This window comes from Nocardia sp. NPDC057272, assembly GCF_042668615.1.
In the GTDB taxonomy this organism is placed as follows: domain Bacteria; phylum Actinomycetota; class Actinomycetes; order Mycobacteriales; family Mycobacteriaceae; genus Nocardia.
Map to the genome: position 1 here is coordinate 111602 of NZ_JBHUYK010000003.1, position 26742 is coordinate 138343.

26 protein-coding genes are annotated in these 26742 nt (G+C 67.4%); 15 read left to right on the forward strand and 11 right to left on the reverse strand.

The features are described 5' to 3' along the window. Positions 1 to 49: 49 nt before the first annotated feature. Positions 50 to 2518: a DUF6049 family protein gene (locus ACFULV_RS05810; protein WP_378653537.1), complete on the reverse strand. Its 2469-nt coding sequence runs from the start codon at positions 2516 to 2518 to the stop codon at positions 50 to 52. Next, complete coding sequence (locus tag ACFULV_RS05815; protein ID WP_228536794.1) at positions 2515 to 2970, reverse strand: NUDIX hydrolase; 456 nt, start codon at positions 2968 to 2970, stop codon at positions 2515 to 2517. Before ACFULV_RS05815 ends, ACFULV_RS05810 begins: the two co-directional genes overlap by 4 nt. A 162-nt stretch (positions 2971 to 3132) precedes the next feature. Between ACFULV_RS05815 and ACFULV_RS05820 the strand changes: the two genes are divergently transcribed. Then, positions 3133 to 4596 carry a CCA tRNA nucleotidyltransferase gene (locus ACFULV_RS05820; RefSeq protein ID WP_378653540.1) on the forward strand — a complete coding sequence of 488 codons (1464 nt, stop codon included), beginning with the start codon at positions 3133 to 3135 and terminating at the stop codon, positions 4594 to 4596. Here the strand turns inward: ACFULV_RS05820 and ACFULV_RS05825 are convergent, their stop codons facing one another. Further along, positions 4597 to 5412: a hypothetical protein gene (locus ACFULV_RS05825; protein WP_378653542.1), complete on the reverse strand. Its 816-nt coding sequence runs from the start codon at positions 5410 to 5412 to the stop codon at positions 4597 to 4599. Between the two features lie 138 nt (positions 5413 to 5550). Here ACFULV_RS05825 and ACFULV_RS05830 point away from each other — a divergent pair, with 138 nt between their 5' ends. The 7 genes from ACFULV_RS05830 (at position 5551) to ACFULV_RS05860 (ending at position 11276) form a co-directional block, all read left to right on the forward strand. Then, positions 5551 to 5949: a molybdopterin-binding protein gene (locus ACFULV_RS05830; RefSeq protein ID WP_378653545.1), complete on the forward strand. Its 399-nt coding sequence runs from the start codon at positions 5551 to 5553 to the stop codon at positions 5947 to 5949. Then, complete coding sequence (modA, locus tag ACFULV_RS05835; protein WP_378653546.1) at positions 5946 to 6689, forward strand: molybdate ABC transporter substrate-binding protein; 744 nt, start codon at positions 5946 to 5948, stop codon at positions 6687 to 6689. Before ACFULV_RS05830 ends, modA begins: the two co-directional genes overlap by 4 nt. Beyond that, complete coding sequence (locus tag ACFULV_RS05840) at positions 6686 to 7525, forward strand: ABC transporter permease (protein ID WP_378653547.1); 840 nt, start codon at positions 6686 to 6688, stop codon at positions 7523 to 7525. Before modA ends, ACFULV_RS05840 begins: the two co-directional genes overlap by 4 nt. A 110-nt stretch (positions 7526 to 7635) precedes the next feature. After that, positions 7636 to 8811, forward strand: coding sequence for a sulfate/molybdate ABC transporter ATP-binding protein (locus ACFULV_RS05845; protein ID WP_378653994.1), 1176 nt, complete (start codon positions 7636 to 7638; stop codon positions 8809 to 8811). 98 nt (positions 8812 to 8909) lie between these two features. Further along, positions 8910 to 9659, forward strand: a complete 750-nt coding sequence (locus ACFULV_RS05850; RefSeq protein ID WP_378634648.1) for a LamB/YcsF family protein — start codon at positions 8910 to 8912, stop codon at positions 9657 to 9659. 15 nt (positions 9660 to 9674) lie between these two features. After that, entirely contained in the window at positions 9675 to 10349 is a 675-nt protein-coding gene (locus tag ACFULV_RS05855; RefSeq protein WP_378653549.1) for an allophanate hydrolase subunit 1, read from the forward strand. 69 nt (positions 10350 to 10418) lie between these two features. Next, a complete protein-coding gene (locus ACFULV_RS05860) occupies positions 10419 to 11276 on the forward strand; it encodes a biotin-dependent carboxyltransferase family protein (protein ID WP_378653550.1) in 858 nt (285 codons plus the stop codon). 1 nt (position 11277) lies between these two features. Here ACFULV_RS05860 and ACFULV_RS05865 read toward each other — a convergent pair whose 3' ends face one another. Then, a complete protein-coding gene (locus ACFULV_RS05865; RefSeq protein ID WP_378653552.1) occupies positions 11278 to 12801 on the reverse strand; it encodes a DUF4185 domain-containing protein in 1524 nt (507 codons plus the stop codon). A gap of 92 nt (positions 12802 to 12893) precedes the next feature. On the opposite strand from ACFULV_RS05865, the gene ACFULV_RS05870 reads away from it, so the two are divergent. Further along, a complete protein-coding gene (locus tag ACFULV_RS05870; RefSeq protein ID WP_378653553.1) occupies positions 12894 to 13130 on the forward strand; it encodes a hypothetical protein in 237 nt (78 codons plus the stop codon). On the opposite strand, the gene ACFULV_RS05875 is transcribed toward ACFULV_RS05870, so the two are convergent. After that, positions 13099 to 14412 (reverse strand): MFS transporter, encoded by a 1314-nt coding sequence (locus ACFULV_RS05875; RefSeq protein WP_378653996.1) that lies wholly within the window; start codon positions 14410 to 14412, stop codon positions 13099 to 13101. The genes ACFULV_RS05870 and ACFULV_RS05875 overlap by 32 nt on opposite strands. Before the next feature lie 142 nt (positions 14413 to 14554). On the opposite strand from ACFULV_RS05875, the gene ACFULV_RS05880 reads away from it, so the two are divergent. Further along, positions 14555 to 15274, forward strand: a complete 720-nt coding sequence (locus ACFULV_RS05880; RefSeq protein ID WP_378653999.1) for a pirin family protein — start codon at positions 14555 to 14557, stop codon at positions 15272 to 15274. A gap of 2 nt (positions 15275 to 15276) precedes the next feature. Here the strand turns inward: ACFULV_RS05880 and ACFULV_RS05885 are convergent, their stop codons facing one another. Then, a complete protein-coding gene (locus ACFULV_RS05885; RefSeq protein ID WP_378634659.1) occupies positions 15277 to 15807 on the reverse strand; it encodes a hypothetical protein in 531 nt (176 codons plus the stop codon). Between the two features lie 220 nt (positions 15808 to 16027). On the opposite strand from ACFULV_RS05885, the gene ACFULV_RS05890 reads away from it, so the two are divergent. The 5 genes from ACFULV_RS05890 (at position 16028) to ACFULV_RS05910 (ending at position 21414) form a co-directional block, all read left to right on the forward strand. Next, positions 16028 to 16882, forward strand: a complete 855-nt coding sequence (locus ACFULV_RS05890; RefSeq protein ID WP_378634661.1) for a helix-turn-helix domain-containing protein — start codon at positions 16028 to 16030, stop codon at positions 16880 to 16882. Positions 16883 to 16892: 10 nt separating this feature from the next. Next, the gene (locus ACFULV_RS05895; RefSeq protein WP_378653555.1) at positions 16893 to 17258 is read left to right on the forward strand and encodes a DUF397 domain-containing protein; all 366 of its coding nucleotides are present in this window, start codon (positions 16893 to 16895) and stop codon (positions 17256 to 17258) included. Positions 17259 to 17300: 42 nt separating this feature from the next. Then, positions 17301 to 19316: a M13 family metallopeptidase gene (locus ACFULV_RS05900; protein WP_378653557.1), complete on the forward strand. Its 2016-nt coding sequence runs from the start codon at positions 17301 to 17303 to the stop codon at positions 19314 to 19316. Positions 19317 to 19382: 66 nt separating this feature from the next. Further along, on the forward strand, positions 19383 to 20138 hold the full coding sequence (locus tag ACFULV_RS05905; RefSeq protein ID WP_378653559.1) for an MBL fold metallo-hydrolase: 756 nt from the start codon (positions 19383 to 19385) through the stop codon (positions 20136 to 20138). A gap of 94 nt (positions 20139 to 20232) precedes the next feature. After that, positions 20233 to 21414 (forward strand): Fic family protein, encoded by a 1182-nt coding sequence (locus ACFULV_RS05910; RefSeq protein ID WP_378653561.1) that lies wholly within the window; start codon positions 20233 to 20235, stop codon positions 21412 to 21414. On the opposite strand, the gene ACFULV_RS05915 is transcribed toward ACFULV_RS05910, so the two are convergent. The 5 genes from ACFULV_RS05915 to ACFULV_RS05935 form a co-directional block, all read right to left on the reverse strand. Next, on the reverse strand, positions 21411 to 22487 hold the full coding sequence (locus ACFULV_RS05915; protein WP_378653563.1) for an ABC transporter ATP-binding protein: 1077 nt from the start codon (positions 22485 to 22487) through the stop codon (positions 21411 to 21413). The genes ACFULV_RS05910 and ACFULV_RS05915 overlap by 4 nt on opposite strands. Positions 22488 to 22554: 67 nt before the next feature. Next, entirely contained in the window at positions 22555 to 23883 is a 1329-nt protein-coding gene (locus ACFULV_RS05920) for an ABC transporter substrate-binding protein (RefSeq protein ID WP_378634671.1), read from the reverse strand. 21 nt (positions 23884 to 23904) lie between these two features. After that, the gene (locus ACFULV_RS05925) at positions 23905 to 24771 is read right to left on the reverse strand and encodes a carbohydrate ABC transporter permease (protein ID WP_378653565.1); all 867 of its coding nucleotides are present in this window, start codon (positions 24769 to 24771) and stop codon (positions 23905 to 23907) included. Beyond that, positions 24768 to 25679, reverse strand: a complete 912-nt coding sequence (locus ACFULV_RS05930) for a carbohydrate ABC transporter permease (RefSeq protein ID WP_378653567.1) — start codon at positions 25677 to 25679, stop codon at positions 24768 to 24770. Before ACFULV_RS05930 ends, ACFULV_RS05925 begins: the two co-directional genes overlap by 4 nt. Positions 25680 to 25837: 158 nt before the next feature. Beyond that, positions 25838 to 26728 carry a L,D-transpeptidase gene (locus tag ACFULV_RS05935; protein ID WP_378653570.1) on the reverse strand — a complete coding sequence of 297 codons (891 nt, stop codon included), beginning with the start codon at positions 26726 to 26728 and terminating at the stop codon, positions 25838 to 25840. Positions 26729 to 26742: the final 14 nt, after the last annotated feature.

Genomic DNA, 26742 nt, shown 5'->3' on the forward strand with positions numbered 1-26742 from the left:
CTCGTCCTTGTCTGTCATGGTGCCCTGACCGCGCGTCAGGCGCGGGTGTTCACTGCCGTTGCAGCCGCTGACGTGCGCGCCGCAGTCGACCCGCCCGTTCGACCGTCTCCGGGGTGAACCCTTCGTCGGCGGGGTCGGGCTGTCCGCGGAACCGCCGCAGCAGTCGGCGCCCGGCCAGCAGCAACAGCAGTATCGCGGCACATGCGGTAATTATGGCCAGGGCTTGACCGTAGGCGTTCGAGCGCACCGAGACCGAGGTCGCCTCTCCTAGCGCTATCCCGTCCGGGGTGGTAAGGGCGATCGGAATGACCAGCTTACGGCTGTCGCTCACCTCGGTCGGGATCTGGAACGACCGGGTCCCGGACGGCGGAAGCAGCTGTTCGCCGATATCGGTGATGTTCGTCTCGGCAGGCGCTTCGATCCGGAACATCACCCGGATGGCGACGGGCAGTTCATTGCGCGCCACCAGCAACAACGGGCTCTGCTCGGAGGCCAGCGTGTACACCCCGCCCGGTGGCAGCACCGAGACCGAGGAGAACATCGTGTCCAGTTCGCGGGTCGCCTGGTCGATGCGCCGCTGGGCGTGCAGGTCGGCGAGCGTGTCGTTGTCGGCCCTGCGGTCGGACAGGCTCAGCGCGCGCAGCAGGTCCTCGCGCGCCGGGGTGAGGAACGCGTGCGGGGTGAGCTCGGATTCGGGCAGTTCGACCAGTGCGCGCATCAGTTCGGTCACCCGGGCGCCTTGGTCGTGGACCGGTCCGATGAACTGTTCCGGCGCGGCGTCCTGGGCGGCGCGCGGCAGGTACTCCAGCGCGAACGGCCGCGGATCGGGTGCCTGCGTGACGAGGTCGGTGAAGCTGCGCGGGCTCGCGAGGTTGTTGCGGGTGAGCAGTTCGACCTGTTTGAGCAGCGCGACGCCCTCCTCCCGGCTGGCACCCCACTGCTGCGGTGGCATCAGCAGCTGCGAGCGCGGCCGGTCCGGCGACGGATTGAGCGCACTCCACGCCATCGCGCCGAGCGCGTCCTGCAACCGGGCCGCGCGTGAGTCGTTGGTGACGTCGAAACGCACCTTCGACGGCGTGAACGACGGCGTCGGCGGGTTCGAGCCGACCGCGGCCAGCGCGGTGGCCGACCAGATGTCGAAGGTGGTCACCCGCAGCGCGGGATCGGTCCCCGCGGCGGCGCCGGCGGGCGGTTCCACGCTCACGCCCGGCACCCGCACGACATCGGGCGCCGACTGTTCCCCACCGACGACCACATCGGGCGTGAGCGTGGTCGGGGCGGAGGTGAGCGCGTTGTCGGTATCGGCGGGCGACCCGTCACCCGACACCGCGGAACCGGCCAGCACCGCCGTGCCGTATCCGTGCTCGCGCAACAACAGCCCGGCCGGATCGTCGATGCTGCCCGAATCGGGCAGGCTCACCCCGCGCAGCGACTGCGTGCCGAGGATCGAGTCCACTACATCGGCGGGCGCGAGCAGGGCCCGCGCCGACAGACCCGGATCGTTCACCGCGGCCAGTGCCGATACGTCGACCTGCGCGAACGGCAGGGCCACCGTGCACATCGATCCGGCCAGCGCGCGCAACCGGTCGAGCCAGGCCTGCGCGTTGGCCGCCCCGGCCCCCTCCCTGGTCGCCCCGCTCGGATCCGACGGACTGGCCAGCACCCGATAGCCGCGCGTCATCGTCTGCACGGTCGAGACCAGGTCGGGGTCGATGGCGATACACACCGATCCGGCCACACTTCTGTCTTTGCCCGGCGCAGGCACCACCGATTCCAGCGCGGCGACGAGCTGTTCGAGACGCCCGCCCTTGCCGACCGAGGCCGCCAGTTCGTCGTCGATCAGTTCGGCCTGGCCGTTCACCGAGCCGGGTTTGCCCGCGACCATGCGGGGCCGGTCGGCCAGCGGCCAGATCATCGTGGTCGCGATCGGTGACGCTTCCGGTGGCGGCGTCACCGCCGGTTCCGCGCTGCCGTCCACACCGGTGGGCGGCAGTCCGAGGACCGGGAGCAGGAATCGCGCGTCGTCGAGTCTGGCCTGGGTGCCGTAGGCGGGTTCACCGTTGACGTTGAGCAGCAGCGGATACACCCCGGGATCGGTGAGCCCGAGCGATGCCTCCGAGCCCGCGCGCAACGCGATGCTCACCGAGAACTGTTTGCGCTGACCGGGACTCAGCTGGGGCGCCACATCCTGGAAAGGACCGGTCACCTCGTAGTTCGCCTGGTCCAGCCGCAGCGAACTACGCAACCCGCTCGGCGAATCCACCGCGGCGGCCCGCTGGATCCGCACGCTCACATCGTCGACGACCCGGTCGCCGATATTGGTGACTGTGCCGGAGATGGTCAGCTTCGGGTCGCTGCCGGTGGTGACAGTGCCCGGGGCCACCGCGTCCAGGGTCAGCTTGAGAAACTTCGGCGTGCCCGACCCGTCCGTTTGAGCGTGCGCGACCGCGGGCAGCAGCGTCATCGAACCCAAGATGGTCAGGACCGCCGTGATCAGCCGGATCAGTCCACCCGTCATCGCTTGCCGGTCTCCATCCGGTCGATCAATCGGTTCGCCACTTCGGCCAACCGCCGTTCATCGGCGTAGGCCAACCGGGAATCCAACTCGCTCAACGGAACCCACGCAACCTGGGTCACTTCGACGTCGGCGTCGGACAGCTCACCGCCCAGACACCGCAGCAGAAAATGGTGCACGGTCTTGTGTACCCGTCTGCCCTCGGTGACGAACCAGTAATCGATGCTGCCGAGCTCGGCGACCACTTCCCCGTCGATTCCGGTTTCCTCGGCGACTTCGCGGATCGCGGTCTGCTCGGAGGTCTCGCCCTCTTCGATATGTCCTTTGGGTAGCGACCACAACAGCCGTCCGCGACGGTCGGTGCGCCCGATCAGCGCGGCGGTGCGCTGTTCCTTCGGGCCGTCGAGCCCTTCGACGACCAGGCCGCCGGCCGACGTTTCCCGGACGGTACGCATGCGGGGTTTGCCGGCGTTGTTCGCCGAACCGCGCCGCCGCGGCTGGCGGCGTCGACTGTTCGCGCGATCGGCCGGAGGAGACACCCAGCCAGCTTAGCTGTGTTGTCAGCTCCTTCGGGCGCGCGGGGAATCGATTCGACGGCGCCAGTAAAGTGCTTGTTTGTGGTTTCCCCTGACGTTGTCCCTGATGCTGTGGCGGATCGTCGTGCTCGCCTGCTGGCGGGGGCGGCGGTGACTCTGGGGCAGCTCAATGATGTTTTGGCCCCGCTGGGGGCGATGTTCGCCGAGCGGGGGCACAGCCTGTATCTCGTCGGTGGCAGCGTGCGCGACGCGGTGCTCGGCCGGCTCGGCAACGACCTGGATTTCACCACCGACGCGCGGCCGGAGGTCGTGCAGGAGTTGATGCGTGGGTGGGCCGACCACCTGTGGGATACCGGCGGCTTGGCCTTCGGCACGGTCAGTGCGGCCAAGAACGACCAGCAGCTCGAGATCACCACCTTCCGCGCCGACACCTACGACCGGGTCTCGCGCAATCCCGAGGTCACCTTCGGTGACACCCTCGAGGGCGACCTGGTGCGCCGCGACTTCACGGTGAACGCCATGGCGGTGAAGATCGCCGCCGACGGGTCGCTGGAATTCGTCGACCCGCTCAACGGGATCGAGGCGCTGCTCGAAGGCGTGCTGGATACTCCGGCGGCGCCGCAGGATTCGTTCGACGACGATCCGTTGCGGATGCTGCGGGCCGCGCGCTTCGTCGCCCAGCTGGGTTTCGAGGTGGCGCCGCGGGTGCGTGCGGCGATCATCGAGATGGCCGACCAGATCGACCGGATCACTGCCGAGCGGGTGCGCGCCGAACTCGACAAGCTGATCGGCGCCGACCACCCGATCGACGGCATCAATCTGATGTGCGACACCGGTCTGGCGCAGCGCGTGCTGCCCGAGGTGCCCGCGATGAAGCTCGAGATCGACGAGCACCACCAGCACAAGGACGTGTACCAGCATTCGCTGACCGTGCTGCAGCAGGCGATCGACCAGGAGGAAGGCGACGCCGACCTGGTATTGCGCTGGGCCGCACTGCTGCACGACATCGGCAAGCCCGACACCAAACGCAACGAGCCCGCGGGCGGCGTGAGCTTCCACCACCACGAGGTGGTCGGCGCGAAGATGGTGCGCAAGCGGATGCGAGCGCTGAAGTACCCGAAGGCGTTCACCGAAGAGGTTGCGCGCCTGGTGTTTCTGCACCTGCGTTTCCACGGCTACGGCAAGGGACAGTGGACGGATTCGGCGGTGCGCCGATACGTCACCGACGCCGACGACCTGCTCGATCGCCTGCACAAGCTCGTGCGCGCCGACTGCACCACCCGCAACAAGCGCCGCGCGGCGGCCCTGCGCTCGACTTACGACGAGCTCGAGGAGCGGATCGCGGCGCTGCGCGAGCAGGAGGATCTAGCTCGGGTACGCCCGGATCTGGACGGGAACGCGATCATGGAACTGCTCGGTCTGCCGCCGGGGCCCCAGGTCGGTAAGGCGTGGAAGTACCTGAAGGATCTGCGTCTGGACCGCGGCCCGATGACGCGGGAAGAGGCCGAAACCGCCCTTCGGGAATGGTGGGCTACCCAGAACTGATCAGAAGACGATCAGTGTTGTCCCCGCGATGATGGCGTCGCGGATCTGGGTCAGGTCGAACGAGCCGGTGGTCTCGGGCAGTTCGAGCCGGAATTTCACCACGTCACCGCGCCGGTGCGCGTAGGAGATTCTGGCCCGGTTGGGCAGGTCGTCGAGCAGTAGCGCGGGTGCGGGCACCACGCGCTTGGGGAGCCGGATGCCGTACCAACTGGCCTTGCGGATGTCGAGGGTGAGCAGGTTGTCGTAGACCTGCCCGTCGACGACCGCCCGCATCTTGCGCGTGCGATGCGTCGCGACGATCTGTCCGCGCTGGTCGAGCCGCACCCGCCAATCCAGGTTCTGGGCATCCACCCAGTCCGCCAGCGCGCCGATGCCGATGGTGCCCTCGATGTCGAGCTGCTGGACCCGGACCTTGGTCGGCACACCGGGAATCAGCCGCACACCGTGCGCGACCACGGTGACCGTGTCGAACGGATGTGAGTCCCAGACCAGGTTCGACAGCACTGTCTTGCTCTGGAAGTGAGCGCCGCGTCTGCGCAGCTTGAACGTGTCGAGGGTGGCGGTGAGGTCGTGCCCGAGCAGCGTGGCACTGATCTCCTGGCCGCCGAAACGGCTGAGGATGCCCTCGCTGAGCACGGTCATCAGCACATCGGGCATGAGCGCGGTGACGGTGCCGGAACCGAGGTCGGCGACGGGGTCGGCCCAGGACGTGGTGAAGCCGAGCCACTGGTCGATCCATGACGGGTCGAGCAGACGTTTGCCCATATCGACAGCGCCTGACAGTGACCAGGACTTCGGATCGAAATACGTGGCCATGATGGCTTCGAGCGTACTTGGCCGCGTCGCCGGTGGCCATGAAGTGTGACCCGATTATGGGATATCACGACCGGTTGTTTCCGGAAGTGCGGAGTTTTTTTCTTGTTATGTCCGAATATGCGGACATATCCTGATCGGGTGGCGAAACTGCGAATCAAGGAAGCGGCCGATCTGCTCGGCGTCAGCGACGACACGGTGCGTCGCTGGATCGACACGGGCGCCCTCACGGCGACCAAGGACGCCGCGGGCCGCCTGGTGCTGGACGGTCGGGAGCTGGCCGAACACGCCGTCGACCAGGCACGCACGCCACACACCCAGGTGGGTAGTGCCAGCTCGGCACGCAATCGGTTTCCCGGTCTGGTCACTCGCGTGGTGACCGACACGGTGATGGCACAGGTGGAGATGCAATGCGGTCCTTTCACGGTGGTCTCGCTGATGAGCAGCGAATCGGTGCGCGAGCTGGGGCTCGAGCCGGGCAGCGTCGCGCTGGCCAGCGTCAAGGCCACGACAGTGGTGGTCGAGAAGGCCGCCGAATGATCGGCCGGGTCGCGCTCGGCACCGCGCTGGTGCTGGTCACCGTGAGTGGTTGCGGGAGTGGCGATACCGAGGAATCCACGCTCACCGTGTTCGCCGCGGCTTCGCTGAAGAGCGTTTTCACCGGCCTGGAGAAGGACTTCGAGTCCGCGAATCCGGGTGTGGACGTGCAGTTCTCGTTCGCGGGCTCGTCCGACCTGGCCGCGCAACTCCAAGCGGGAGCGCCCGCTGATGTTTTCGCCTCGGCCGACCAGCCGACCATGGACAAGGCCGTCCAGAGTGGCCGAATCACCGCAGCCCCTACCACTTTCGCCACCAACGTGCTCACCCTGGTCACGGCGCCGGGAAATCCCAAGGGCATCAGCGGAATCAACGACCTCGCCGACGCGACCGTGGTCGTCTGTGCCCCCCAGGTTCCGTGCGGCCGGGCGACGAAAAAGGTCGCCGACGCCGCGGGGGCCACGCTGCGTCCGGTGAGTGAGGAATCCTCGGTGGCCGATGTTCTCACCAAGGTGACCTCCGGCCAGGCCGACGCCGGCTTCGTCTACGTCACCGATGCTTCCGCCGCGGGTGCGAAGGTGGGCGTCGTGGCGGTTCCCGAGGCGTCGGCTGCCGTGAACACCTATCCGATTGCCGTGGTGGCCGATTCGAAGCAAGCCGCGAACGCGCGGAAATTCGCCGAACTGGTCACCGGCCCCACCGGACGCGCGGCCCTGGCCGCAGCGGGGTTCGGCGCACCGTGACCGGTGTCGGCAGTACCGGGCTGCCTCGGTGGTTGCCGGTGCTCGCCGTCTTCGGTTTCGCACTGGTGGTACTCCCGCTGGCCGCGTTGGCCTGGGGAGTGGAGTGGGGTCGGTTCGCTGAGCTCGTGACTACCGAAGCATCAAGGGACGCACTGTGGTTGAGCCTGCGCACCGCTACCGCGAGCACCGTGCTGTGCCTGGTGTTCGGGGTGCCGATGGCGGCGGTGCTGGCGCGAGCTCGGTGGCGAGGGTTGCCGGTGTTGCGCGCTCTTGTGCTGCTGCCCTTGGTATTACCGCCGGTGGTCGGCGGTATCGCGCTGCTCTACACCTTCGGCCGGCGGGGGCTGCTCGGCGAACATCTGGAAGCCGCGGGGATTCGGATCGCGTTCAGCACGACCGCGGTCGTGCTGGCGCAAACCTTTGTGGCACTGCCCTTTCTGGTGCTCACCCTCGAAGGGGCGTTGCGGACGGCGGGTAGCCGCTACGAGCAGATCGCCGCGACGCTCGGTGCGGGCCCGAGCACGGTCTGGTGGCGGATCACCCTTCCCCTGCTCCGCCCCGCGCTGATCTCCGGCGCGGTTCTCGCCTTCGCTCGCGCCCTCGGCGAATTCGGCGCCACCCTCACCTTCGCGGGCAGTCTCCAAGGCCGCACCCGCACCCTCCCACTGGAGATCTACCTCCAGCGTGAAGCCGATCCCGACGCGGCCGTCGCCCTGTCGGTGGTGCTGATCGTCGTCGCCGTGCTGATCGTCCTGCTCGCCTACCGCCGCACCAGCCCGATCCCCGGCACCCAGCTGCGCAGCGGTGCCCCGCGAGCGATCGGCGGCGCGAAGTGACCGAGGATTCGCCCGAGCAGAGCCCCGCGACCGGACCGGCTGATGTGCCGAGCGACCATACCGGCCCACCTGCGACGTGGCCCGCCGATCGTTCGAGCCATCCGAGCGGGCTGTCGGTGTCCGCGCGGATCGCAGGCCGCCATCTCGACTTGCGGATCGAAGCCGGCCCCGGCGAAGTACTCGCCGTGCTCGGCCCCAACGGCGCGGGGAAGTCGAGCTTGCTGCAAGTCATCGCCGGACTGCTGGTCCCCGACGATGGCCACGTACGACTCGGCGAACGCACCCTCACCGACACTGCCGAAGGCATTGCGCTGCCCCCACATCGGCGCGGAGTCTCTCTGCTCGCCCAGGACCCACTCCTGTTCCCCCACCTCAGCGTGCGCGACAATGTCGCCTTCGGCCCACGCAGTCGAGGCGCCAACACGCGCACCTCCCGCGAAATCGCCGAATACTGGCTGAGCGCCGTCGATGCGAAAGAATTCGCCGACCGCCACCCCGGCGGGCTCTCCGGTGGTCAATCCCAGCGTGTCGCCCTGGCCCGCGCTCTCGCCGTCGACCCCGACCTGCTGCTCCTCGACGAACCCATGTCGGCGCTCGATGTCGATGTCGCCCCGGCCATGCGAACCCTGCTCCGTCGCGTCCTGCGCGACGAACCCGGTCGCGCCCACCCCCGCTGCGCCGTCCTGGTCACCCACGACATCATCGACGCCATCACCCTCGCCGACCGCCTCGTCGTCCTGGAAGCAGGCCGCATCGTCGAATCGGGCCCGGTCGCCGAGGTGATGGCGCACCCCCGCAACCCCTTCGCGGCCCGCATCGCCGGCCTCAACCTCCTGCGCGGCACCGGCGTCGAGTCAGCGCTCCAGACAGGTCCGGTGGCCGAACGCGGTGGCCTGCTCACCGGTGCCGGCGAACCGCAGGCACCGCGGACTCACCCCGGCGATCCGGCCCCGGCCCTGGGGACGGTGCTCGTCGACGACCTCGGCGTCGATGGCTGCGTCGTCGGCGATTTCCTCCCCGGCGCCCGCGCCGCGGCGGTGTTCGCACCGGCCGCGGTGTCGGTATTCCGCAGCCGGCCCGGCGGTAGCCCACGCAACGTGTTCACCGTCGACATCACCGAGATCACCGACCGGGGCGGCATCGTCCGGGTTCGCGGTGACGCACCGCAGGCACCGGGTCTCTGCGCGGACCTGACCCCCGCCGCTGTCGCCCAACTCCACCTCACCACCGGCATTCAGGTCTACTTCGCGGTGAAGGCCACCGAGGTCCGCGTGTACGCCTGCTGAACCGCGCCCCGGTGATAACGGTATGAATCTGTGCGTTCATGCTCGAAATACCGGGGTACATTCCCGGCGAGTGACCCGCGAAGACCGGAGGGCATCGCATGCCGCTGGACCTGAACAGTGATCTGGGCGAGGGGTTGGGCCCGTGGCGGATGGGTGACGATGCCGCCATGCTCGACATCGTGACCAGCGCGAACATCGCGTGTGGTTTCCACGCCGGCGATCCGACCATCATGCGCCGCACCTGCGAACTCGCGGTGGCCAAGGGCGTGCGGATCGGCGCGCACGTCGGCTATCGCGATCTGGTCGGTTTCGGCCGCCGCGATATCGCCATCGCCCCGGCCGATCTGCGCGACGAGGTGCTCTATCAGATCGGCGCGCTCGCGGCCTTCGCGCGGGCGGCGGGCGACCGGGTCCGCTATGTGAAACCGCACGGCGCGCTCTACCACGCGGCCGCCCGCGATCGCCTGCTCGCCGAAGCCCTTGTCGCCGCGGTGGCCGAGGCCGAACCCGGTCTCGCACTGCTCGGACCGGCGGGTACCGAACTGGAACGGGCCGCCCAGCGGGTGCGTTTCGTCGGTGAGGGATTCGCCGACCGGGCCTACACTGCAACAGGTTCGCTGGCCCCGCGCGGAGTTGCCGGGGCGGTGCTGTCGGCCGACGACGCCGTGGCCCAGGCGACAACTCTTGCGCTGTCGGGGACCGCGCGTACCGTAGACGGTCCCGGTACGGTCGCCGTGTCCGTGGCCAGCGTGTGCGTCCACGGCGACTCTCCGGCGGCCGTCGAGATGGCCCGCCGGATTCGGGGGGCGCTCGACGAAGCCGGGATACCGGTGGAGCCGTTCAGCTGAGGGGTGGGAGGCACGATGGACATCGATTGGAACGCGCGGATCCGGCCCGCGGGTGACCGCGCCATGCTCATCACCCTCGACGACCCGCGCCCGGTACAGCGCTTGGCCTCCGCGCTGCGCGTGCACGCGATAGCCGGTGTCGAGGATGTGCTGCCCGCGGCGGAAACCGTGCTGATCACCATGCATTCGGTGAGTTACGGCGTGCAGGTCCGCCGTGAGCTCGTCGCGCTGCTCGACCGGCTGGATCACGAGCCACCGCAAGCGGATTCGCCGGATGTTTCCCGTGGAACAGTGCCGGATACCGAGCCGGTGGTGGAGATCCCGGTGCGCTACGACGGCGCGGACCTGCCCGAGGTGGCGCGGTTGCTCGACCTGTCGATCCCGGAGGTGATCGCGGCGCACACCGGCACTGTCTGGCGGTGCGCGTTCGTCGGTTTCGCGCCCGGTTTCGGCTACCTCACCTCGCCCGACGGCAGGCTCACGGTGCCACGCCGCACCCATGCCCGCACGGCCATTCCGGCCGGCGCGGTGGCGCTGGCCGGCGGATATTCGGCCGTCTACCCGCGCGGCACGCCGGGCGGTTGGCAGTTGATCGGCACCACCGATCTGCGAATGTGGGCGGTGGACCGCGATCCACCCGCGCTGGTGCGGGCGGGTTCGGCGATCAGGTTCGTCGCTTCCGACGAATAGCTGCTTCGGCGGAAAATCAAGGGCTGCTCAACGGTGCGCCGCCTCGACAGCGAATCGGGGAGAGATCGCATGCTGATCTTCATCGAACGGGTGGGGCCGCTCGCGACAGTGCAGGACCTGGGCAGACAGGGCTGGTTCGATTCCGGCGTCGGCCAGGCGGGTGCGGCCGACCGCGGGTCACTGCGGCTGGCGAACCGGCTGGTCGGCAATCCGGAGGACTTCGCCGCCATCGAAGCGCTGCTCGGCGGTCTCGCCTTGCGCGCCGACGGTCACCTCACCGTCGCGGTCACCGGCGCGCCCGCCCCCGCCACCGTCGACGGCACCCCGGTCGGGCACGCGAGTGTGCTCGAACTCGACGAGGGCCAGGTGCTGCGACTGGGCCTCGCGAACACCGGTCTGCGCAGCTACGTGGCGGTGCGCGGCGGTATCGATGTGGCCAAGGTGCTGGGTTCGCGCAGCCGCGACACCTTGTCCGGCATCGGTCCCGACCCGCTGGTGGTCGGCACGCAGCTGCCGGTCGGTCCCCCGCCGCGCACCCTCCCGACCGTGGAATTCGCGCCGGTTCCGCTGCCGCCGAAAGTGCTCACGGTCCGAGCGTGTCCGGGCCCGCGCGCGGACTGGTTCACCGATCCCGATCAGCTGTTCCGCGGTTCCTGGATCGTTTCCACCGACACCGACCGGGTCGGTGCCCGGCTGGATCGCGCCGACGGACCCCCGCTGGTGCGGTCGATCGGCCGTGAATTGCCCTCCGAGGGTGTGGCGCTGGGCTCGGTGCAGGTGCCACCGAGCGGTCAGCCGGTCGTCTTCCTGGCCGATCACCCGATCACCGGCGGTTATCCGGTGATCGCCGTCGTCCTCGATGCCGATGTCGACCGGGTCGCGCAGGCTCGCCCCGGCGACAGACTGCTGTTCGTGGCGGCGTCCTGACTCAGCGCGGCGGATTCAATCGCGCGTGCATGAGGTACACGTTGTAGCTGTCCCACGCCGACATCGTGAAGTACAGGTCCTGCGCGGTCGACCAGGGATGGATGAACCCGCCGTACGCCTTCGGATACATCTCGGTGGACACCAGCGGCACTGTCGAGGTCCAGGCGCCCTGCGGCTGGCCGGCGGTCCGCAACACGATCTGGCTCGCGGCCGAATCGAGATAGACCATCTGCCACTGCCGGCTTTCCTCGTCGAACCGCACCGACAGCTCGCTGGCCATCCCGTTCACGAGCGGTGTCGCCGAATTCTGCGCCGCGGGCGCCCAATTGCCGTCCACCCAGTACTGGTAGGCCGTCTTGTTGAGCACGTCGGCCTTGCGCACCCTGGCCAGGCCGATCGTCCCGATCCGGCCGTTGGGCGTGCCGAACATGTAGACGTAGTCCCCGTGCGGCACCATCGCCGCCACCTGGAATTGCCCGAGGCCGAACATGTTCTCCCAGCGGGCATGCTGATCTTTGGTCCAGGTCGAGCCGCCGTCGTCGGAGTAGGCGAGTCCGCCGTAGTTCGTCATCCACATGCCGGGGATCTTCGACCAGTGGTTCACCGACATGTAGCTCATGAACTGCCGTTTGCCGAGCGCGAACCCCGAGGTCGGGATCGTGGTGGTCTCCCAGTTCTTGATCTTGCGGCTGCCGAGGAGTTCGGCGGCGTGACAGGGGCTGTCCTGCACCATCGAGTCGATGGTGATGCCGTCGCTCAGATCCTTGTCGGTGCTGTAGGCCAGCACATTCGATCGCCAGTCGGCGCCGTCGGAGCCGGCGCCGCCGTAGGCCCAGCCCTCGCCGAAGGTGTCGCCGAAAACCATGGCCACCTTGCCCGGTTCGGTTTCCCAGAACAGCCCGAGGTCGGTGCCGTCGACCTGCCAGCGCATATCGGTCCGGTTGGTCGAGCCGTGTCCGGTGACCTGGTCCACGAGGCGGACGGACTCCACCTTCGCGGGCACGACCGGCGCCCCCAGCGGACCGCGCTCGATCGGCCGGACCACCGGTTCCGGCGCTTCCTGGGCCGGTTCGCCCTCGCCGCCGGGCACCGGGATCGGAATCGGCTCGATCTCCGGGTTGATCCTGATCCGCGGCAACGCGATCGCCGATCCGGTCGAGGTGGACTCGTCCGTACTTTCCGGTTCGGGTTCCGGCGTGTCACGGACCTCCGGGCACGGATTGCGGCACGGATCCGAGGGCAGCGGAACCTGTGCGACGCGCGTGTTGTCGTGCGGCGGGTCGGGAATCGGTACCGGCGTCAGCTGCGGCACCCAGACCGGGATGTCGATACTCGGCGGCAGGACCGGCGCGGGCGGTGCGGCCGGGTCGGGCAGCCGGTTGACCGGGTCGAATCCTGTTTCCCCGCAGAGATTCACCGGCGGGGGCACCCACGGCAGCGGGCCCGCCTGTGCGGGGACGGCGAGGATGGCGGACAGCAGCACACCCACGGCGGCAGTTCCGTGCGATACCGGTCTTGCGCGCATCTGGCTCCCTCGAATCGGTGTCGGCGAGGAACACCTGTGATCTTGTGAGAACTTACCGGAACCGATCGCTGTTGCCGTGCGTCCAAACACATGTGAACGAAATCGAGTACGTCTTCGGAACCGGCGACGCGGTCGTGCACCACTGGTCGAGCTACGACGCACTGGCCGACACGAGCGTCGTCGACGCGCTCTGGATCGATTACGACACCGGCGTCGACCACGACACGCTGCTCCCCGACATCGCGCCGGCCACCGCCGATCACCGAACGGTGCTGGCCCAGGAACCCGCGGGCACCCTCAGCAGGCCACCCTGGCTCGACGGGAATTGAGCACGATGGCCGCGATGCCGAGGGCGTACACCCCGGCGCCGGCCAGCACCACCCCGATCGAACGTCCGTCGGCCGGGATCACCAGCGCGGTCACCGCGATCGCCAAGACGAAGCAGACGTTGAAAACCGTGTCCTGCAGGGCGAATACCTGCCCGCGCTGGTCGTCGTCGATGTCGATCTGCATGCTCGCGTCGCCGGTGAGCTTGATCGTCTGCCCGGCGAGGCCGAGCCCGAACGCGCCTGCCAGCAGTAGTCGGTGCGCGTTGTCGACCGCGGGCCCGGTGGCCAGCGCGATCGGCGTCACGAGCGTGAGTTGCACGATCACCGCTGTCGTGAGCCCGAGCAGTACGGTGCGCGGCCTGCCGAGGCGCGGAATCAGGATCGGCGCACCGATCGCGGCCAGCAGCATGCCTGCCGCCGCGAAGCCGATCGCCACCCCGAAGCCGATCAGCCCGCCGCTCATCTCGGCGCCGTCGGTGGGCTGGCGTAGCACCAGCACCATGATCAGCGTGTTCATCCCGAAGACGATGCGATGCGCGCCGATGCCGATCATCGCCGTGGTCACCTGGGCCGCACGCCACACGGCCCGCGCGCCGGTGCGCAGACCGGTCGCGATGGCGTGCACGGTGCTCTCGGTCGCGGCCGAGCCACGGTCCGGCCCGAGCACATGCGGTCCGAACCCGTAGGCCAGCACCGCGCCGACCAGCGAGCCGAGCCCGCTCAACGCCACCGCGACCGCCGAGGCCGCATCGCCCGCGCCGATCAGCGCGATCACCGCCACCGACGCCGCGGCGCCGATCCCGGCACATACCGAGGCCACCGTCGCCAGCACCGAATTCATCGGCACCAGCCAGCGTTGCTCGAGCACCCGCGGCAGCGCCGCCGACACACCTGCCAGCACGAACCTGCTGATCCCCACCGTCGCCAGCGCCAGCACCAGCAGTGGCGTCTCCCCCACGCCCACGAACAGCCCGATCGCGGCCACGCCGATCAGCACCGCCCGCGCCACACTCGCCGCCAGCAGCACATTGCGCCGATCCCACCGATCCAGCAGCGCGCCCGCGTACGGCCCGAGCACCGAATACGGCAGCAGCAGCACCGCGAAACCGGCGGCGATGGCCAGCGGATCGGTCTCGCGTTCCGGGTTGAACAGGATCGCGCCCGACAGGGCCGCCTGGAACATCCCGTCACCGAACTGCGCGGCCAGCCGCAACAGGGCCAGCCGTGGCACCCGCGGGTTCCGGCGGACCACCTCGCGGGTGTCGCGAAGCAGATGTCTCATCGAGACCGGCTGCTCATCCGCCGTATTCGAGCCGTCAGGGGGATGAGTCGACACGTCATGACCATAGTGGTGCCAGAATTGAAGGGTGACGCCCACATCGACGACACCGCCGCGGATCGAACTACACCGCGGTGGCGACCGGATGAAGACGCGGATCCCGTGGCTCGACTCCAAGCATTCGTTCTCCTTCGGCGAGCACTACGACCCCGATAACACCCATCACGGGCTGCTGCTGGTGAACAACGAGGACGTGGTGCTGCCCGGCGAGGGCTTCGACACCCATCCGCATCGGGACATGGAAATCGTCACCTGGGTGCTCGGCGGCAGCCTCGTGCATCAGGATTCGCTCGGCCACAACGGTGTCATCTATCCGGGTCTGGCCCAGCGCATGAGCGCGGGCACGGGCATCATGCACTCGGAGAAGAACGATTCGTGGCGCCTCGACGGCAAGACCCACGACGAGCTGGTGCACTTCGTGCAGATGTGGGTGGTTCCGGATGAGCCGGGCGTCGACCCCGGCTACCAGCAGCTCGAGATCGACGACGAGCTCGCGCGCGGCGAGCTGGTGACGGTCGCGTCGGGCCTGCCCCGCTATCGCGACCGCACGGCCATCGCGATCAATTCCTCACATGCCGCCATGCACGTTGCCAGGATGACGGCCGACAGTCCCGGCGTCACCCTTCCTGATGCCCCGTACCTGCATGTTTTCGTCGCACGCGGTGAGGTCGACGTCGAGGGTCTCGGCACCCTGTCCCAGGGCGACGCGATTCGGCTGACCCGCTCCGGCGGCCAGTTGATCCGTCCGCACGGCGACGCCGAGGTGCTCGTCTGGGAGATGCACGCGCGCCTCGGCGGTGGGTGAGCTCAGGCCGAACCCGGCTGCCGGATCAAGGTCGCCGACTTGGCATTTGTCCTGGTAGCGGCGACGATCTGCGCGAAATCGGGTCGGAAGTCGCCGTCGGGCGCCTGCATCCAGGTGCGATATCCGCTGCGCTCGTCGGCCGGCGACGGCAGCACTACCTCGCTACCGGGCAGGGCGACCGAGGCGCAGACCCGGAACAGCTCGGCGAACAGCACAGTGTCGAGGTAGGAGTTGTCGACCGGGCCGGTGAGGAAGGTCCAGCGACCGGAGCGGGGGTGGGCGATGATCGGCCCGCAGCGCAGGCCGCGCGTGACGAGCATCCCGCGGACTCGTTCGCCCAGCGTCGACGGCATCACCACCGCGCCGACCGCGCCGATCTCGAGCACGATTCGTCCCAGCGCCGCGTCGACGACGCCGTAGAGGCCATGGTGCTTGCGGTACTGGCGACAGCGCGCCAAAGCGTCCTGGGTGGCCGAGTATTCCTCGGCCGCCGTATACCCGCCCTTGTCCTCATCAGTGTGCAACGTGCTCATCACGACCTCGTCTCTGTCGACGGTGGTTCGATGTAGCTGTGAGTTCGCTCGATTGGGGCGAATCTCGGCGAGAGGTGGAGCATCACGACCAGGTGGCGCGGAAACTTTTTCATAACGGCAGGACGTGAGGGAAAAATGCCGTTCTACGCAGCCTATAGCCGCACAACCGCGCTGACAATAGTCAGTAGCTGGTGTGTCGATCAGCGTACGATATTCGCCCATGGCTCCCGTTTCGCCGACCGTCGCGCGGTGGGAACTCGTCCTGCGTCTGCGCGAACTCCGCGAGCAGCGCGGATTCGATTCGGCCGGGTTCGCCCGTCGCGTCGGGTTCACGCCCGCGAACTGGTCGCATGTCGAGAAGGGCAGGCGGGTGCTCACCCGCACCACCATCGAGCCGGTTCTCGACGTTCTCGATGTGACGCCCGACGAACGCCTCGAGCTGCTCGCCCTGCTCGAAGCGAGTAAGCAGCGCGGCTGGTGGACGACGGCCTCCTCGGCGCTGATCGGTCCCGAGTTGCAGCGGCTGTACGGGATGGAGGCGGGTGCGCAGAGTATCCGCAGCTACGACAGCATGATCGTGCCCGGTCTGTTGCAGACCGAGGCGTACGCGCGGGCGCTGATCAGTGCCGATGTGATGATCCGCCCGGTCCAAGTTGACCAATTAGTCTCGATACGACTACGTCGTCAGCAGAGATTGCACGGGCCCGACCCGCTGGAACTCACCGCGGTGCTCGGCGAGGCGACTCTGCGTCAGCAGACCGGCGGTGGCGAGGTGCTGCGCGGGCAGTTGCGGCACCTGGTCGCGCTGGTGCGCGAACTCGACACCGTCGACGTGCGCGTCATTCCGTTCAGTGCGACCGAGGGGGCCGTGCTCGGCGGTTCCAGCTTCCATCTGCTCGACTTCGCAAGCGATCAGCTACCTACCTTCGCCTGGGCCGAGAGCGCGGTGTTCGGCGGTCATGTCGACGACGCCGAACAGGTCCGCGATCTCGGCTTCGCCTACGTACGTGCCCGCGAGCAATCCCTTTCCCGCACCGAATCTCTCGCCCTGATCAGGGAGTATGCAAGCGTGTAAGATTCTGGGTATGTCCACCACCGCTCGCCGCCGCCCGGCCGAACACGGCTGGTTCACCTCGTCGCGCTCGAATAACGGCAACCAGTGTGTCGAGGTTCGTTTCGATGGAGACGCTGTCCAGATACGAGACAGCAAATTCCGCCGCAACCCGATGAACGCCGGCCTGGACGAGCCCATCATCACCGTCGACGCCCCCCTGTGGACAGCCTTCCTCCACTGCCTTCTCACCGCCCGCCCCCACCCCGACCTGGTGGCCCACACCTCCCCCGACGGCTCGACGACCCTCCGCCACGAAGCCGTCCTCCTCCGCTTCACCCCCGAAGAGTGGAATGCCTTCGTAGCCGGCGTCCGCGACGACGAGTTCGCCTGCGTGTAAGACCACGTCGCCGGCCATCGGTGTTTCGGCATACTGGGGGGCGTGACTTCTGATCTGAGCGCTCCCTCCGGTATTGATCTGTCCTTCCGCGATCAGGATGTGCGGGTGCAGGACGATCTGTTCGCGCATGTCAACGGGCAGTGGTTGGCCGGGTATGAGATCCCGGCCGACCGGGCTGTCGACGGTGCGTTTCGCACGCTCTACGACCAGGCCGAGCTAGATGTGCAGGCGATCATCACCGATAGTGCCGCCGGTGCGGCCGACGATGCCGACGCCCGCAAGATCGGGGATCTGTTCTCGAGCTTCATGGCCACCGATGTGGTCGCGGCGGCCGGGTTCACACCTGTCGCCGAGGAGTTGCGCGCGATCGCCGAGGTCGGCGATCCGAGTGCGTTCGCCGCGCTGCTCGGGCGCTTGCAGCGCACGGGGGTCCGTGGCGCGCTCGCCTACTACGTGGACACCGACGACAAGAACTCCACCCGCTACCTCGTGCACGCGACCCAGTCGGGCATCGGGCTGCCCGACGAGTCCTACTACCGCGCCGACGAGTTCGCGGAAATCCGCGACGCGTACCTCGCGCACATCACCAAGACGTTCACCATCGCCGCCGCGGACGCGTCGCTGGCGGGCCTGCTCCCCGCTGACCCGGCCGACGCCGCCCGCCGCGTGTTCGAGCTGGAACGCGCACTCGCCGCGGGACATTGGGATGTCGTCCGACGTCGGGATGCCGAAAAGAGCTACAACCTCACCACTTTCGCCGACCTGGTCGCCGAGAACCCGGAATTCGACTGGGCCGCGTGGGTAGACGGTGTCGCCACCGGACTCGACCGTGACGGCAAGGACCTGTTCGCCGAACTCGTCGTGCGTCAGCCAGGCTACGTGCGCGCCTTCGCCGCCGCGTGGGCCGAGGTGCCGCAAACGGATTGGCAGGCGTGGGCGGCGTGGCAGGTGCTGCACGCGCGTTCGGGGTTCCTCACCGACGAGATCGTCGAGGAGTACTTCGACTTCTACGGACGCACTCTCACCGGCGCCGAGGAGAACCGCGAACGCTGGAAGCGCGGGGTGTCGCTGGTGCAGGAACTGCTCGGTGAAGCAGTCGGCAAACTGTATGTGGCCCGGCACTTTCCGCCGCAGGCCAAGGCCCGCATGGTGGAGTTGGTGGCCAATCTCCAGGAGGCCTACCGCCGCAATATCGCCGACCTCGAGTGGATGGGCCCCGACACCCGCGCGGCCGCACTGACCAAGCTGGAGAAGTTCACCCCCAAGATCGGCTACCCCGACACCTGGCGCGACTACTCCGCGGTCGAGATCGACGCGAGCGACCTGGTGGGCAACTACCGCCGTGGCCATGCCGCCGAGCACGACCGTGACCTGGGCAAACTGGGTGGCGAAGTCGATCGTGGCGAATGGTTCATGACCCCGCAGACCGTGAACGCCTACTACAACCCCGGCATGAACGAGATCGTGTTCCCCGCGGCGATCCTGCAGCCGCCGTTCTTCGACATGAACGCCGACGACGCCGCCAACTACGGCGGGATCGGCGCGGTGATCGGCCACGAGATCGGGCACGGCTTCGACGACCAGGGCGCGAAGTACGACGGCGACGGCAACATGCAGGACTGGTGGACCGACGAGGATCGCGCCGAGTTCGGCAAGCGCACCAAGGCCCTGATCGACCAGTACAACGTGCTCTCCCCCGCCGACCTGGACGACGAGCACACCGTGAACGGCGAATTCACCATCGGCGAGAACATCGGCGACCTCGGCGGATTGTCCATCGCCCTCGCCGCCTACAAGATCTCGCTCGAAGGCAAGGAACCTCCGGTGATCGACGGCCTCACCGGGCTGCAGCGCGTCTTCTACGGCTGGGCGCAGGTCTGGCGCACGAAGGCCCGCACCGAGGAGGCGATCCGCCGTCTCGCCGTCGACCCGCACTCCCCGCCGGAGTTCCGCTGCAACGCGGTGATCCGCAATATCGACAGCTTCTACGAGGCTTTCGACGTGACTCCGGCGGACAAGCTCTACTTGAAGCCGGAGGAACGTGTGACCATCTGGTGACGAGGTCTCGACCCTGCCGGTCGCCGGTAGGGTCGAAACCCACTGCATCGGAGAGGGACAATTCTCATGCGTCACCAGCAGGTCGCCGACAACGTCTTCACCATCGCGGGCACGGACGTGAACATGGTCCTGCTCCGCGAGGGTCGTGACCTCACCCTGATCGACGCGGGGTGGTACGGCGACGCCGGCCTGATCGAAGCCACCATCGAGGCCCTCGGTCATCGCCCCGAGGACATCACCGCGGTGCTGCTGACCCATGCTCACCTGGACCACGTCGGCGCCCTCAACCACCTACAGGCGAAGTACGGCATCCCCGCCTACACCAGTCGCCTCGAGGTGCCGCACGCCAAAGGCGAGGTCCACGAGTCCGCCACCCCGCTCGACGTGATCAAACGCCTCACCGACGTCTCCACCTGCGGCTGGGCCCTGAGGATCACCCGCGCGGGCGGCCTCCGTAAGAACCAGGTCCCCCACATCCAGCCCTTCCGCACCGCGGGCGAGCTGGATCTTCCCGGCCGCCCCACGCCGATCGCGACCCCGGGACACACCTCGGGCCACTCCGCCTTCCATCTCGCGGCCGCCGGCGCGGTAGTCACCGGCGACACCCTGGTTACCGCGCATCCCACCTCGAAATTCACAGGCCCCCAACTACTTCCCGACTTCTTCAACCACTCGACCCCGGAAACCCTCACAGCACTCGAGGCCCTCGAGCCGATCGCCGCCGACCTGGTTCTCCCCGGCCACGGTGACCCCTTCACCGAGGGCATCCGGCAAGCTGTCGACCGGGCGCGGACCCACGCGAGAACCGAACGGCGCGAATAACGAGTAGTCACCTAGTTGCTGTCGTCACTTTCGGCAAACGCGAGTAGTGACCATGTAAGTAGAGTTTGCGATAGCGAAAGTACAGTAAGAGCACATGGATTGGCCGGCCCACCGCACGGAGCAGCGTTCCTGGCAGGCGCGTGACGGACGAAGTCCGCGAGTCGGCCCCGTCCCCGAACAGGCAGCGGTGTCGATCCCACCGCGCATCGCCGAACTCGACTTCGCCACCAGGCGAACAACATCGGCTAGCGAAGCCGCCGTGATCGCCGTGACGCATCTCGAAGCCGGCCAGGGCCAGTATTCGGCACCGTTGCGCGAATTCCTGCTGCGCAGCGAAGCTGTCGCGTCGTCGCGGATCGAGCACATCGATGCGGGGTGGCGAGCATTCAGCAAATCTTTCGGCGGCGCGACGGCCGGACCTGAGGCGGCGTCACAGGTCAGCGCGGTCCGGGCACTCACCGGACTGGTCGACAGTGCGGCGACCGGCCGGATCACGGAGGCGAATCTGCTCAGCGCCCATCGTGTGCTGATCGCTCCGGAGTGGGAGAAGGCCGGACGATTCCGGACCGTCCAAACCTGGATCGGCGGTAGCGATTACACGCCGCTGCACGCCCTGTATGTGCCACCGCCACCGGAACTCGTGCCCGAACTGGTGGCCGACCTGCTCGCCTTCGTCGCGCGTGGTGATCTGCCGATCCTGGTCCAAGCGGCGATCGCGCACGCGCAGTTCGTGTCGATCCACCCGTTCGTCAGCGGCAACGGCCGGATCGGACGCGCCCTGGTGAGCGCCATTCTGCGCAGACGCGGGCTGACCGACAGAGTCACCGTCCCCTTGGCGTCGGTCATGCTCGCCGACACCTCCCGCTATTTCGCCCAGCTGGCCGCCTACCGCGCCGGTGCCGCCGACGAATTCGTCATCTATCTGGCGCTCGCCGCGGTGTACGCCAGCGAGGCGGCGATCGACTCGGCCCGCACTCTCGCCGCGCTCCCCCAGCGATGGCGAGACCGTGCCCGCCCCCGCGGCGGTTCCGCCGACGAAGCGCTCTTGGCGAACCTGGTCGAGCACCCGATTCTCACTGTGGCCGGCGCGAACGCCATCACGGCGACAACCGATTCGGCTACCTACCGTGCCCTCGAACGACTCGTCGACGTGGGCATCCTCGACGTCGTCTCCGACTCCAAACGAAACCGAATATGGGCCGCCACCGACATCCTCGCCGAACTCGACGCCCTCAACGCCGCGATCGGCCGCCGCACCGCGGCGGGCCTGTCCTAGCGCAAGCGCAGTTCGGTGTCCGCGTCGAAGAAGAACACCTCGTCCGGCTTCGGCCGCAGGTGCAGGGTTTCGCCGAGGGTGGTCTGGAAGCGGCGGTCCACCCGGACGACGATCTTGCCGGAGCGGGTGGACCAGTCGGTGCCCGCGCCGTGGGTGTAGACGAAGGATTCGGCGCCCAGTTCCTCGAGCAGTTCGGCGACGACGGTGATTCCGGCGGGATCGGTGGTGAATTCCCAGGATTCGGGGCGGATGCCGAGAACCACGCGCGCTCCGGAGATGTTGCGGGGCACCGGGATCCGCAGTCCGTCGAGCACTGCCTCGCCCTCGATCACGGGGGCTTCGAGCAGGTTCATGCCGGGTGAACCGATGAACCCGGCAACGAAGGTGTTCAACGGATTGTCGTACAGCTCACGCGGAGAGGCGATCTGCTGGAGGGTTCCGTCGCGGAGCACCGCGACACGGTGCCCCATCGTCATCGCTTCCACCTGGTCGTGGGTGACGTAAACGGTGGTCGTGCCGAGTCGCTGCTGCAACGCCGCGATCTGGGACCGGGTGCTCACCCGCAACTTCGCGTCCAGATTGGACAGCGGCTCGTCCATGCAGAACACCTGCGGGCGGCGCACGATGGCGCGGCCCATGGCCACGCGCTGACGCTGGCCGCCGGAGAGCTTGGCCGGTTTGCGGTCGAGCAGCGGCTCTAGCTCCAGCATCGCCGCGGCTTCCTTCACCCGAACCAAGGTGTCGGACTTCGACATTCCCGCGTTGCGCAGCGCGAAGCCCATGTTCTCGGCGACGGTCATGTTCGGGTAGAGCGCGTAGCTCTGGAACACCATCGCCACGTCGCGGGCGCGCGGCGGCAGGTCGGTGACATCGCGCTCACCGATGCGAATCGTGCCCGCCTCCACGGATTCGAGTCCGGCCAGCATCCGCAGGCTGGTCGACTTGCCGCAGCCGGAAGGGCCGACCAGCACGAGGAATTCACCATCGGCGATGTCGATGTCGAGTGCGTCGACGGCGGGGGCGTCGGCGCCGGGATAGCGATGGGTCACACCGTCGAACTGCACTGTCGCCATGGCGAATTCTCCTAGCGGGAAAGCGAAACGGGCCGGTGGTCACAACGAACACCGGCCCGTGGGGGAACTACTTGGGCAGCTTGGGCGTGATCTGCCGGTCGATGATCGCCTGCACGTCGGCGGCCACCTTCGCGAGAACCGTTGCCGGATCGGCGTTCTGGAGGCCGATCTGCTCGTAGCCGGTGCCGATGATCTGATCGGCGCCGGGCACGAACACGCGGGCGTAGTCCTGCGACTTCGCTACCGAGAGCTGGTCGATGGCGACCTTGGAATTGGGGTTCTTCGCCAGGAAGTCGATCTCGCTCGGGTCGGTCACGGCCGACTTGCGCACCGGCATATAGCCCGTGTTCTGCGTGAAGTACGCCGTGTTGGCCGCGTTGGTGATGAACTCGATGAACTTGAGCGCGTTGACCTTTCGCGTGTCGGAGATCCGCGACGGAATCGCCAGACCGGCGCCGCCGGTGGTGACGCCGGGACCGTTCGGGTGCGGCAGGAACGCGGTGCCGACCTCGAACTTGCCGTCGGCGTTCTTCTTGATGCCCTTGAGGTCGCCGGTGGAGGCGATGGTCGAGGCCGCGACGCCGGTGCCGAAGTCGACCGCGATCTGCGGGCGGATCGCGGCGTACTTCTTGACATTGATCGAGTCGCGCAGGTAGGTGGCCGCGGCGATCGAACCCGGATCGGTGAACTTCAGCTTCCACTGATCGGAGTAGGCGCCGCCGAAGGTCCAGTTCGGGCCCTGGAAGGTCCAGCCCAGGTAGTTCTTCGCGTCACCCCAGGCGTGCGCGAACTTGTCGGCGCCGACGAGCGACTGCAGCTTCGGGCCCCACTCGTCGAATTCCTGCCAGGAGTTCGGGCCGCGGTCGGGCAGTCCGGCCTTCGCCCAGACGTCCTTGTTGTAGTAGAACAGCGGCGTCGAGCGGGCGTAGGGCAGCGCGTAGTGCTTGCCGTCGAACAGGTAGTCGGCGGCGAGGGAGTCGACGTAGTCGCTCAGCTGCACACCCGCGGCGCCGAAGTGCCCGTCGAGCGGTTCGATGGCCTTGCTCAGCGCGTAGTTGAACCACCAGACGTCCGACAGCACCACAACATCGGGCAGGTCACCACCGGTGAGCGCGGCGTTGAACTTCTGCGCCACCTCCTCGTAGTTCTTGCCCGCGTCGACCAGGTTCACCTTCAGGTCGGGGTTCTTCGCCTGGAACCGGTTGATCAGCTCCAGCTCCAGCTCCTTGGAGGTACCGGGGTGGTTGGACCAGAAGGTGATGGTGTTGGCGTCACCGGAATCACCGGATCCGCCGCCGGTGCCCGCGCACGCGGACAGTGCCGCGGCAGCGGCGACGCCGCCGGTCAGGCCGAGGAAGCCACGGCGACTCAACGCCGGGAATCGTGAGTTGGACACTGGCGAACTCCTGTTCGAGAACTATCCCTTGACCGCACCGGAGGTGAGGCCCTTGATCATGTGACGTTGCAGGGCAAGGAAGACGATGAGGATCGGCAGCATCGTGAGCACGGTGCCCGCCATCACCGGCCCCCAGTTGGTGACGCTGGGGTTCTCGGTGTTCTGCAGCAGAGTCAGCCCCACCGGCAGCGTCGCGACATCGGCGGAATCGGCTATCAGGAACGGCCAGAGGTACTCGTTCCACTCGTTGACCAGCGTGACCACCGCGAACGCCACCATCGTCGGTCCCGACATGGGCAGCACCACGCGGGTGAGCAGCCGCCACCAGTTCGCCCCGTCCATCCGCGCCGCCTCGATCACCTCGGCGGGCAGCGACAGGAAGTGGTTGCGCATCAGGAAGGTGCCGAAGGCGACGCCGCAGAGCGGAATGATGATGCCCTGGAAGGTGTTGCGCCAGCCGAGCTGTGCGATGAACGCGTAGTTGGAGATGACGGTGATCTGGTTGGGCACCATCAGTGCCGCGATGATCACCAGGAACACGATGTTCTTGCCGGGGAAGCGCAGGAACACCAGGCCGTACGCGCTGAACACCCCGAGCGCGAACTTCACCACCGACACCACGCCGGTGACGATCAGCGAGTTCCGCAGGAACGTCCAGAACGGCACCGTGGTGGTGGCGTGGCTGTAGTTCTCCGGATGCCAGCTGTGCGGCCAGTAGACCGCGGGCTGGGTGTAGATGTCGGAGCGGTCCTTGAGCGAGGTGATCAGGATCCAGAACAGCGGGACTCCGACGATGATCAGCACACACACCATCGCCGCGTAGCCGAGGAGCGTCACGGCACGTTCGCGCCGCTTGTACGACAGTGTCTGCGGGCCTACATGTTTCATCGTTCGCCTCGGTCCATCACGCGTACCTGGATCAACGTGACCACCAGCAGCACCACGAACATGATCGTGGCCACGGTGGCGCCGTAGCCGGCCCGGAAATTGCGGAACGACTCCTCGTACACCTGGAACACCATCGTCGTCGTGCCGTTGCCGAGCGGTCCGCCGCGCGTCATCACATTGATGATGTCGAAGACTTGCAGCGAGTTCAGCAACACGGTGATCGACAGAAAGAAGGTTGTCGGACGCAGTTGTGGCAGAAGAACTTTCGTGAATCGGGTCCAGCTGCTCGCGCCATCCATTTCGGCCGCTTCGAGCAATTCGGCGCGCACGCCTTGCAGCGCGGCCAGATAGATCACGAAGGCATAGCCGAGGTTCTTCCAGATGTAGGTGAGCGTCACCATGAACAGGGCCCAATCCGGGTCCTGATAGAAATCCGGCACATTGTCGACGCCGAGCCGGTGCAGGACGTCTTGTACCAGACCGAAACTCGGATCGAAGATGAATTGAAAAGCTACGCCGATCGCCGCGCCCGAAATCACGAACGGTGCGAATATCGCCGAGCGGACTACATTGCGCCCGAACAGTTTTCGATCGAGCAGCATGGCCAGCGCGAGACCGAGCGCCATACTCACCACAACGGCCGCCACGGTGAAGATCACCGTATTGCTGACGACCTTCCATGAGTCGTCGCGCTGCCACCACTCGATGTAGTTGTCGAACCCGACCGAATTCGCCACCGGGTCAGCGATATTCCAGTCGGTGAACGATAGCCGGATGTTATCGGCAAGCGGTCGGTAAACGAACAGGGTGAGCAGCGCCAGGTTCGGCACCATGAGTACCGCGAACAGCGCGTAGTCCTGCCACGGACGGCTTCTCCCGGGGAGTACCCGCTCTGGACTCTTTCGCACCGCGGCAGCTTTACGGCGCATGGCGAACCGTTGGTTAACCCTGCCCGCCGATTTTCTGAACATCGGGCACACAGTGCCGATTACAGCAAAAACCCGAACAACACGACCTCGATTGATCGTATTGTTCGGGTTTTGTTCAGTGCATCGCGCTCAGTACATCAGTTCCAGTCGCCGAGACCGTCGCCCGCACTGAGGGTTCCGCCCTGGGTGCCGGTGATGACCACGGCGTCACCACGGCGCGAGTTCTCCAGGAACCACTTCGCGTCCTCGGTGCTCACGTTGAGGCAGCCGTGGCTGGCGTTCGAATAGCCCTGCTGCGCAACCGACCACGGCGCGGCATGTACGAAGATGCCGCTGTTGGAGATGCGGGTGGCGTATTCGACCTCGAGCTTGTAGCCCTCGGGATCGGTGACCGGCACGCCGTAGGTGGACGAGTCCATGGTCATCTTCTCGAGCCGCTCACCCACGATGTAGGTGCCGTTGGGGGTCTCGTGGCCGGTCTTGCCGAGCGAGGTCGGCATCTCGCGCACGACTTCACCGTTGATCGTCACGACGATCATCTTGGTGGCGTCGTCGACGGTGGCGACGAACGCGTCACCGATGTGGAACGCGCTGGAGGTGCCACCCGCGGCCACGGTCACGTTGGTGTTGGCCGGCCAGAACTCGGCGGGCTTCCAGCGAACCTGCTTGCTGGAGGTCCAGTAGAAGTAGCCGGGCGCGTTGGTGCTCGAGGTGACCTTGATGGCCCGCTCGGCGGCCGCGCGGTCCTCGACCGGCTCCTGGAAGGTGATGATGATCGGCTGCGCGACGCCGACGGTCTCGCCGTCGGCGATGTTGATGTTCGGCGGCGCGAAGGGCGCCTGCTGCGCGGGCTCGTTCACCGCGGGCTGGCTCGAACCGGCGCCGAAGCCCGGCAGAGTCGGCTGAGCCTGCGCGGGCACGGCGATCAACGCGCCGGACGCTGCGATCGCTGCCGACAGCAGCAGACCCCGGCGGAGCCAGTGCGATTGCCGCATATTTGCCTCGTAGTGCATAGGTTTCTCGTCCATTCCATCTCTCGTTC

Coding starts and splice junctions, on each gene's coding strand:
- ACFULV_RS05810 (WP_378653537.1), bottom strand. CDS start 2,518: ATGACGGGTGGACTGATCCGGCTGATCACGGCGGTCCTGACCATCTTG.
- ACFULV_RS05815 (WP_228536794.1), bottom strand. CDS start 2,970: ATGCGTACCGTCCGGGAAACGTCGGCCGGCGGCCTGGTCGTCGAAGGG.
- ACFULV_RS05825 (WP_378653542.1), bottom strand. CDS start 5,412: ATGGCCACGTATTTCGATCCGAAGTCCTGGTCACTGTCAGGCGCTGTC.
- modA (WP_378653546.1), top strand. CDS start 5,946: ATGATCGGCCGGGTCGCGCTCGGCACCGCGCTGGTGCTGGTCACCGTG.
- ACFULV_RS05850 (WP_378634648.1), top strand. CDS start 8,910: ATGCCGCTGGACCTGAACAGTGATCTGGGCGAGGGGTTGGGCCCGTGG.
- ACFULV_RS05855 (WP_378653549.1), top strand. CDS start 9,675: ATGGACATCGATTGGAACGCGCGGATCCGGCCCGCGGGTGACCGCGCC.
- ACFULV_RS05860 (WP_378653550.1), top strand. CDS start 10,419: ATGCTGATCTTCATCGAACGGGTGGGGCCGCTCGCGACAGTGCAGGAC.
- ACFULV_RS05865 (WP_378653552.1), bottom strand. CDS start 12,801: ATGCGCGCAAGACCGGTATCGCACGGAACTGCCGCCGTGGGTGTGCTG.
- ACFULV_RS05875 (WP_378653996.1), bottom strand. CDS start 14,412: ATGAGACATCTGCTTCGCGACACCCGCGAGGTGGTCCGCCGGAACCCG.
- ACFULV_RS05880 (WP_378653999.1), top strand. CDS start 14,555: ATGAAGACGCGGATCCCGTGGCTCGACTCCAAGCATTCGTTCTCCTTC.
- ACFULV_RS05885 (WP_378634659.1), bottom strand. CDS start 15,807: ATGAGCACGTTGCACACTGATGAGGACAAGGGCGGGTATACGGCGGCC.
- ACFULV_RS05890 (WP_378634661.1), top strand. CDS start 16,028: ATGGCTCCCGTTTCGCCGACCGTCGCGCGGTGGGAACTCGTCCTGCGT.
- ACFULV_RS05895 (WP_378653555.1), top strand. CDS start 16,893: ATGTCCACCACCGCTCGCCGCCGCCCGGCCGAACACGGCTGGTTCACC.
- ACFULV_RS05905 (WP_378653559.1), top strand. CDS start 19,383: ATGCGTCACCAGCAGGTCGCCGACAACGTCTTCACCATCGCGGGCACG.
- ACFULV_RS05910 (WP_378653561.1), top strand. CDS start 20,233: ATGGATTGGCCGGCCCACCGCACGGAGCAGCGTTCCTGGCAGGCGCGT.
- ACFULV_RS05915 (WP_378653563.1), bottom strand. CDS start 22,487: ATGGCGACAGTGCAGTTCGACGGTGTGACCCATCGCTATCCCGGCGCC.
- ACFULV_RS05925 (WP_378653565.1), bottom strand. CDS start 24,771: ATGAAACATGTAGGCCCGCAGACACTGTCGTACAAGCGGCGCGAACGT.
- ACFULV_RS05935 (WP_378653570.1), bottom strand. CDS start 26,728: ATGGACGAGAAACCTATGCACTACGAGGCAAATATGCGGCAATCGCAC.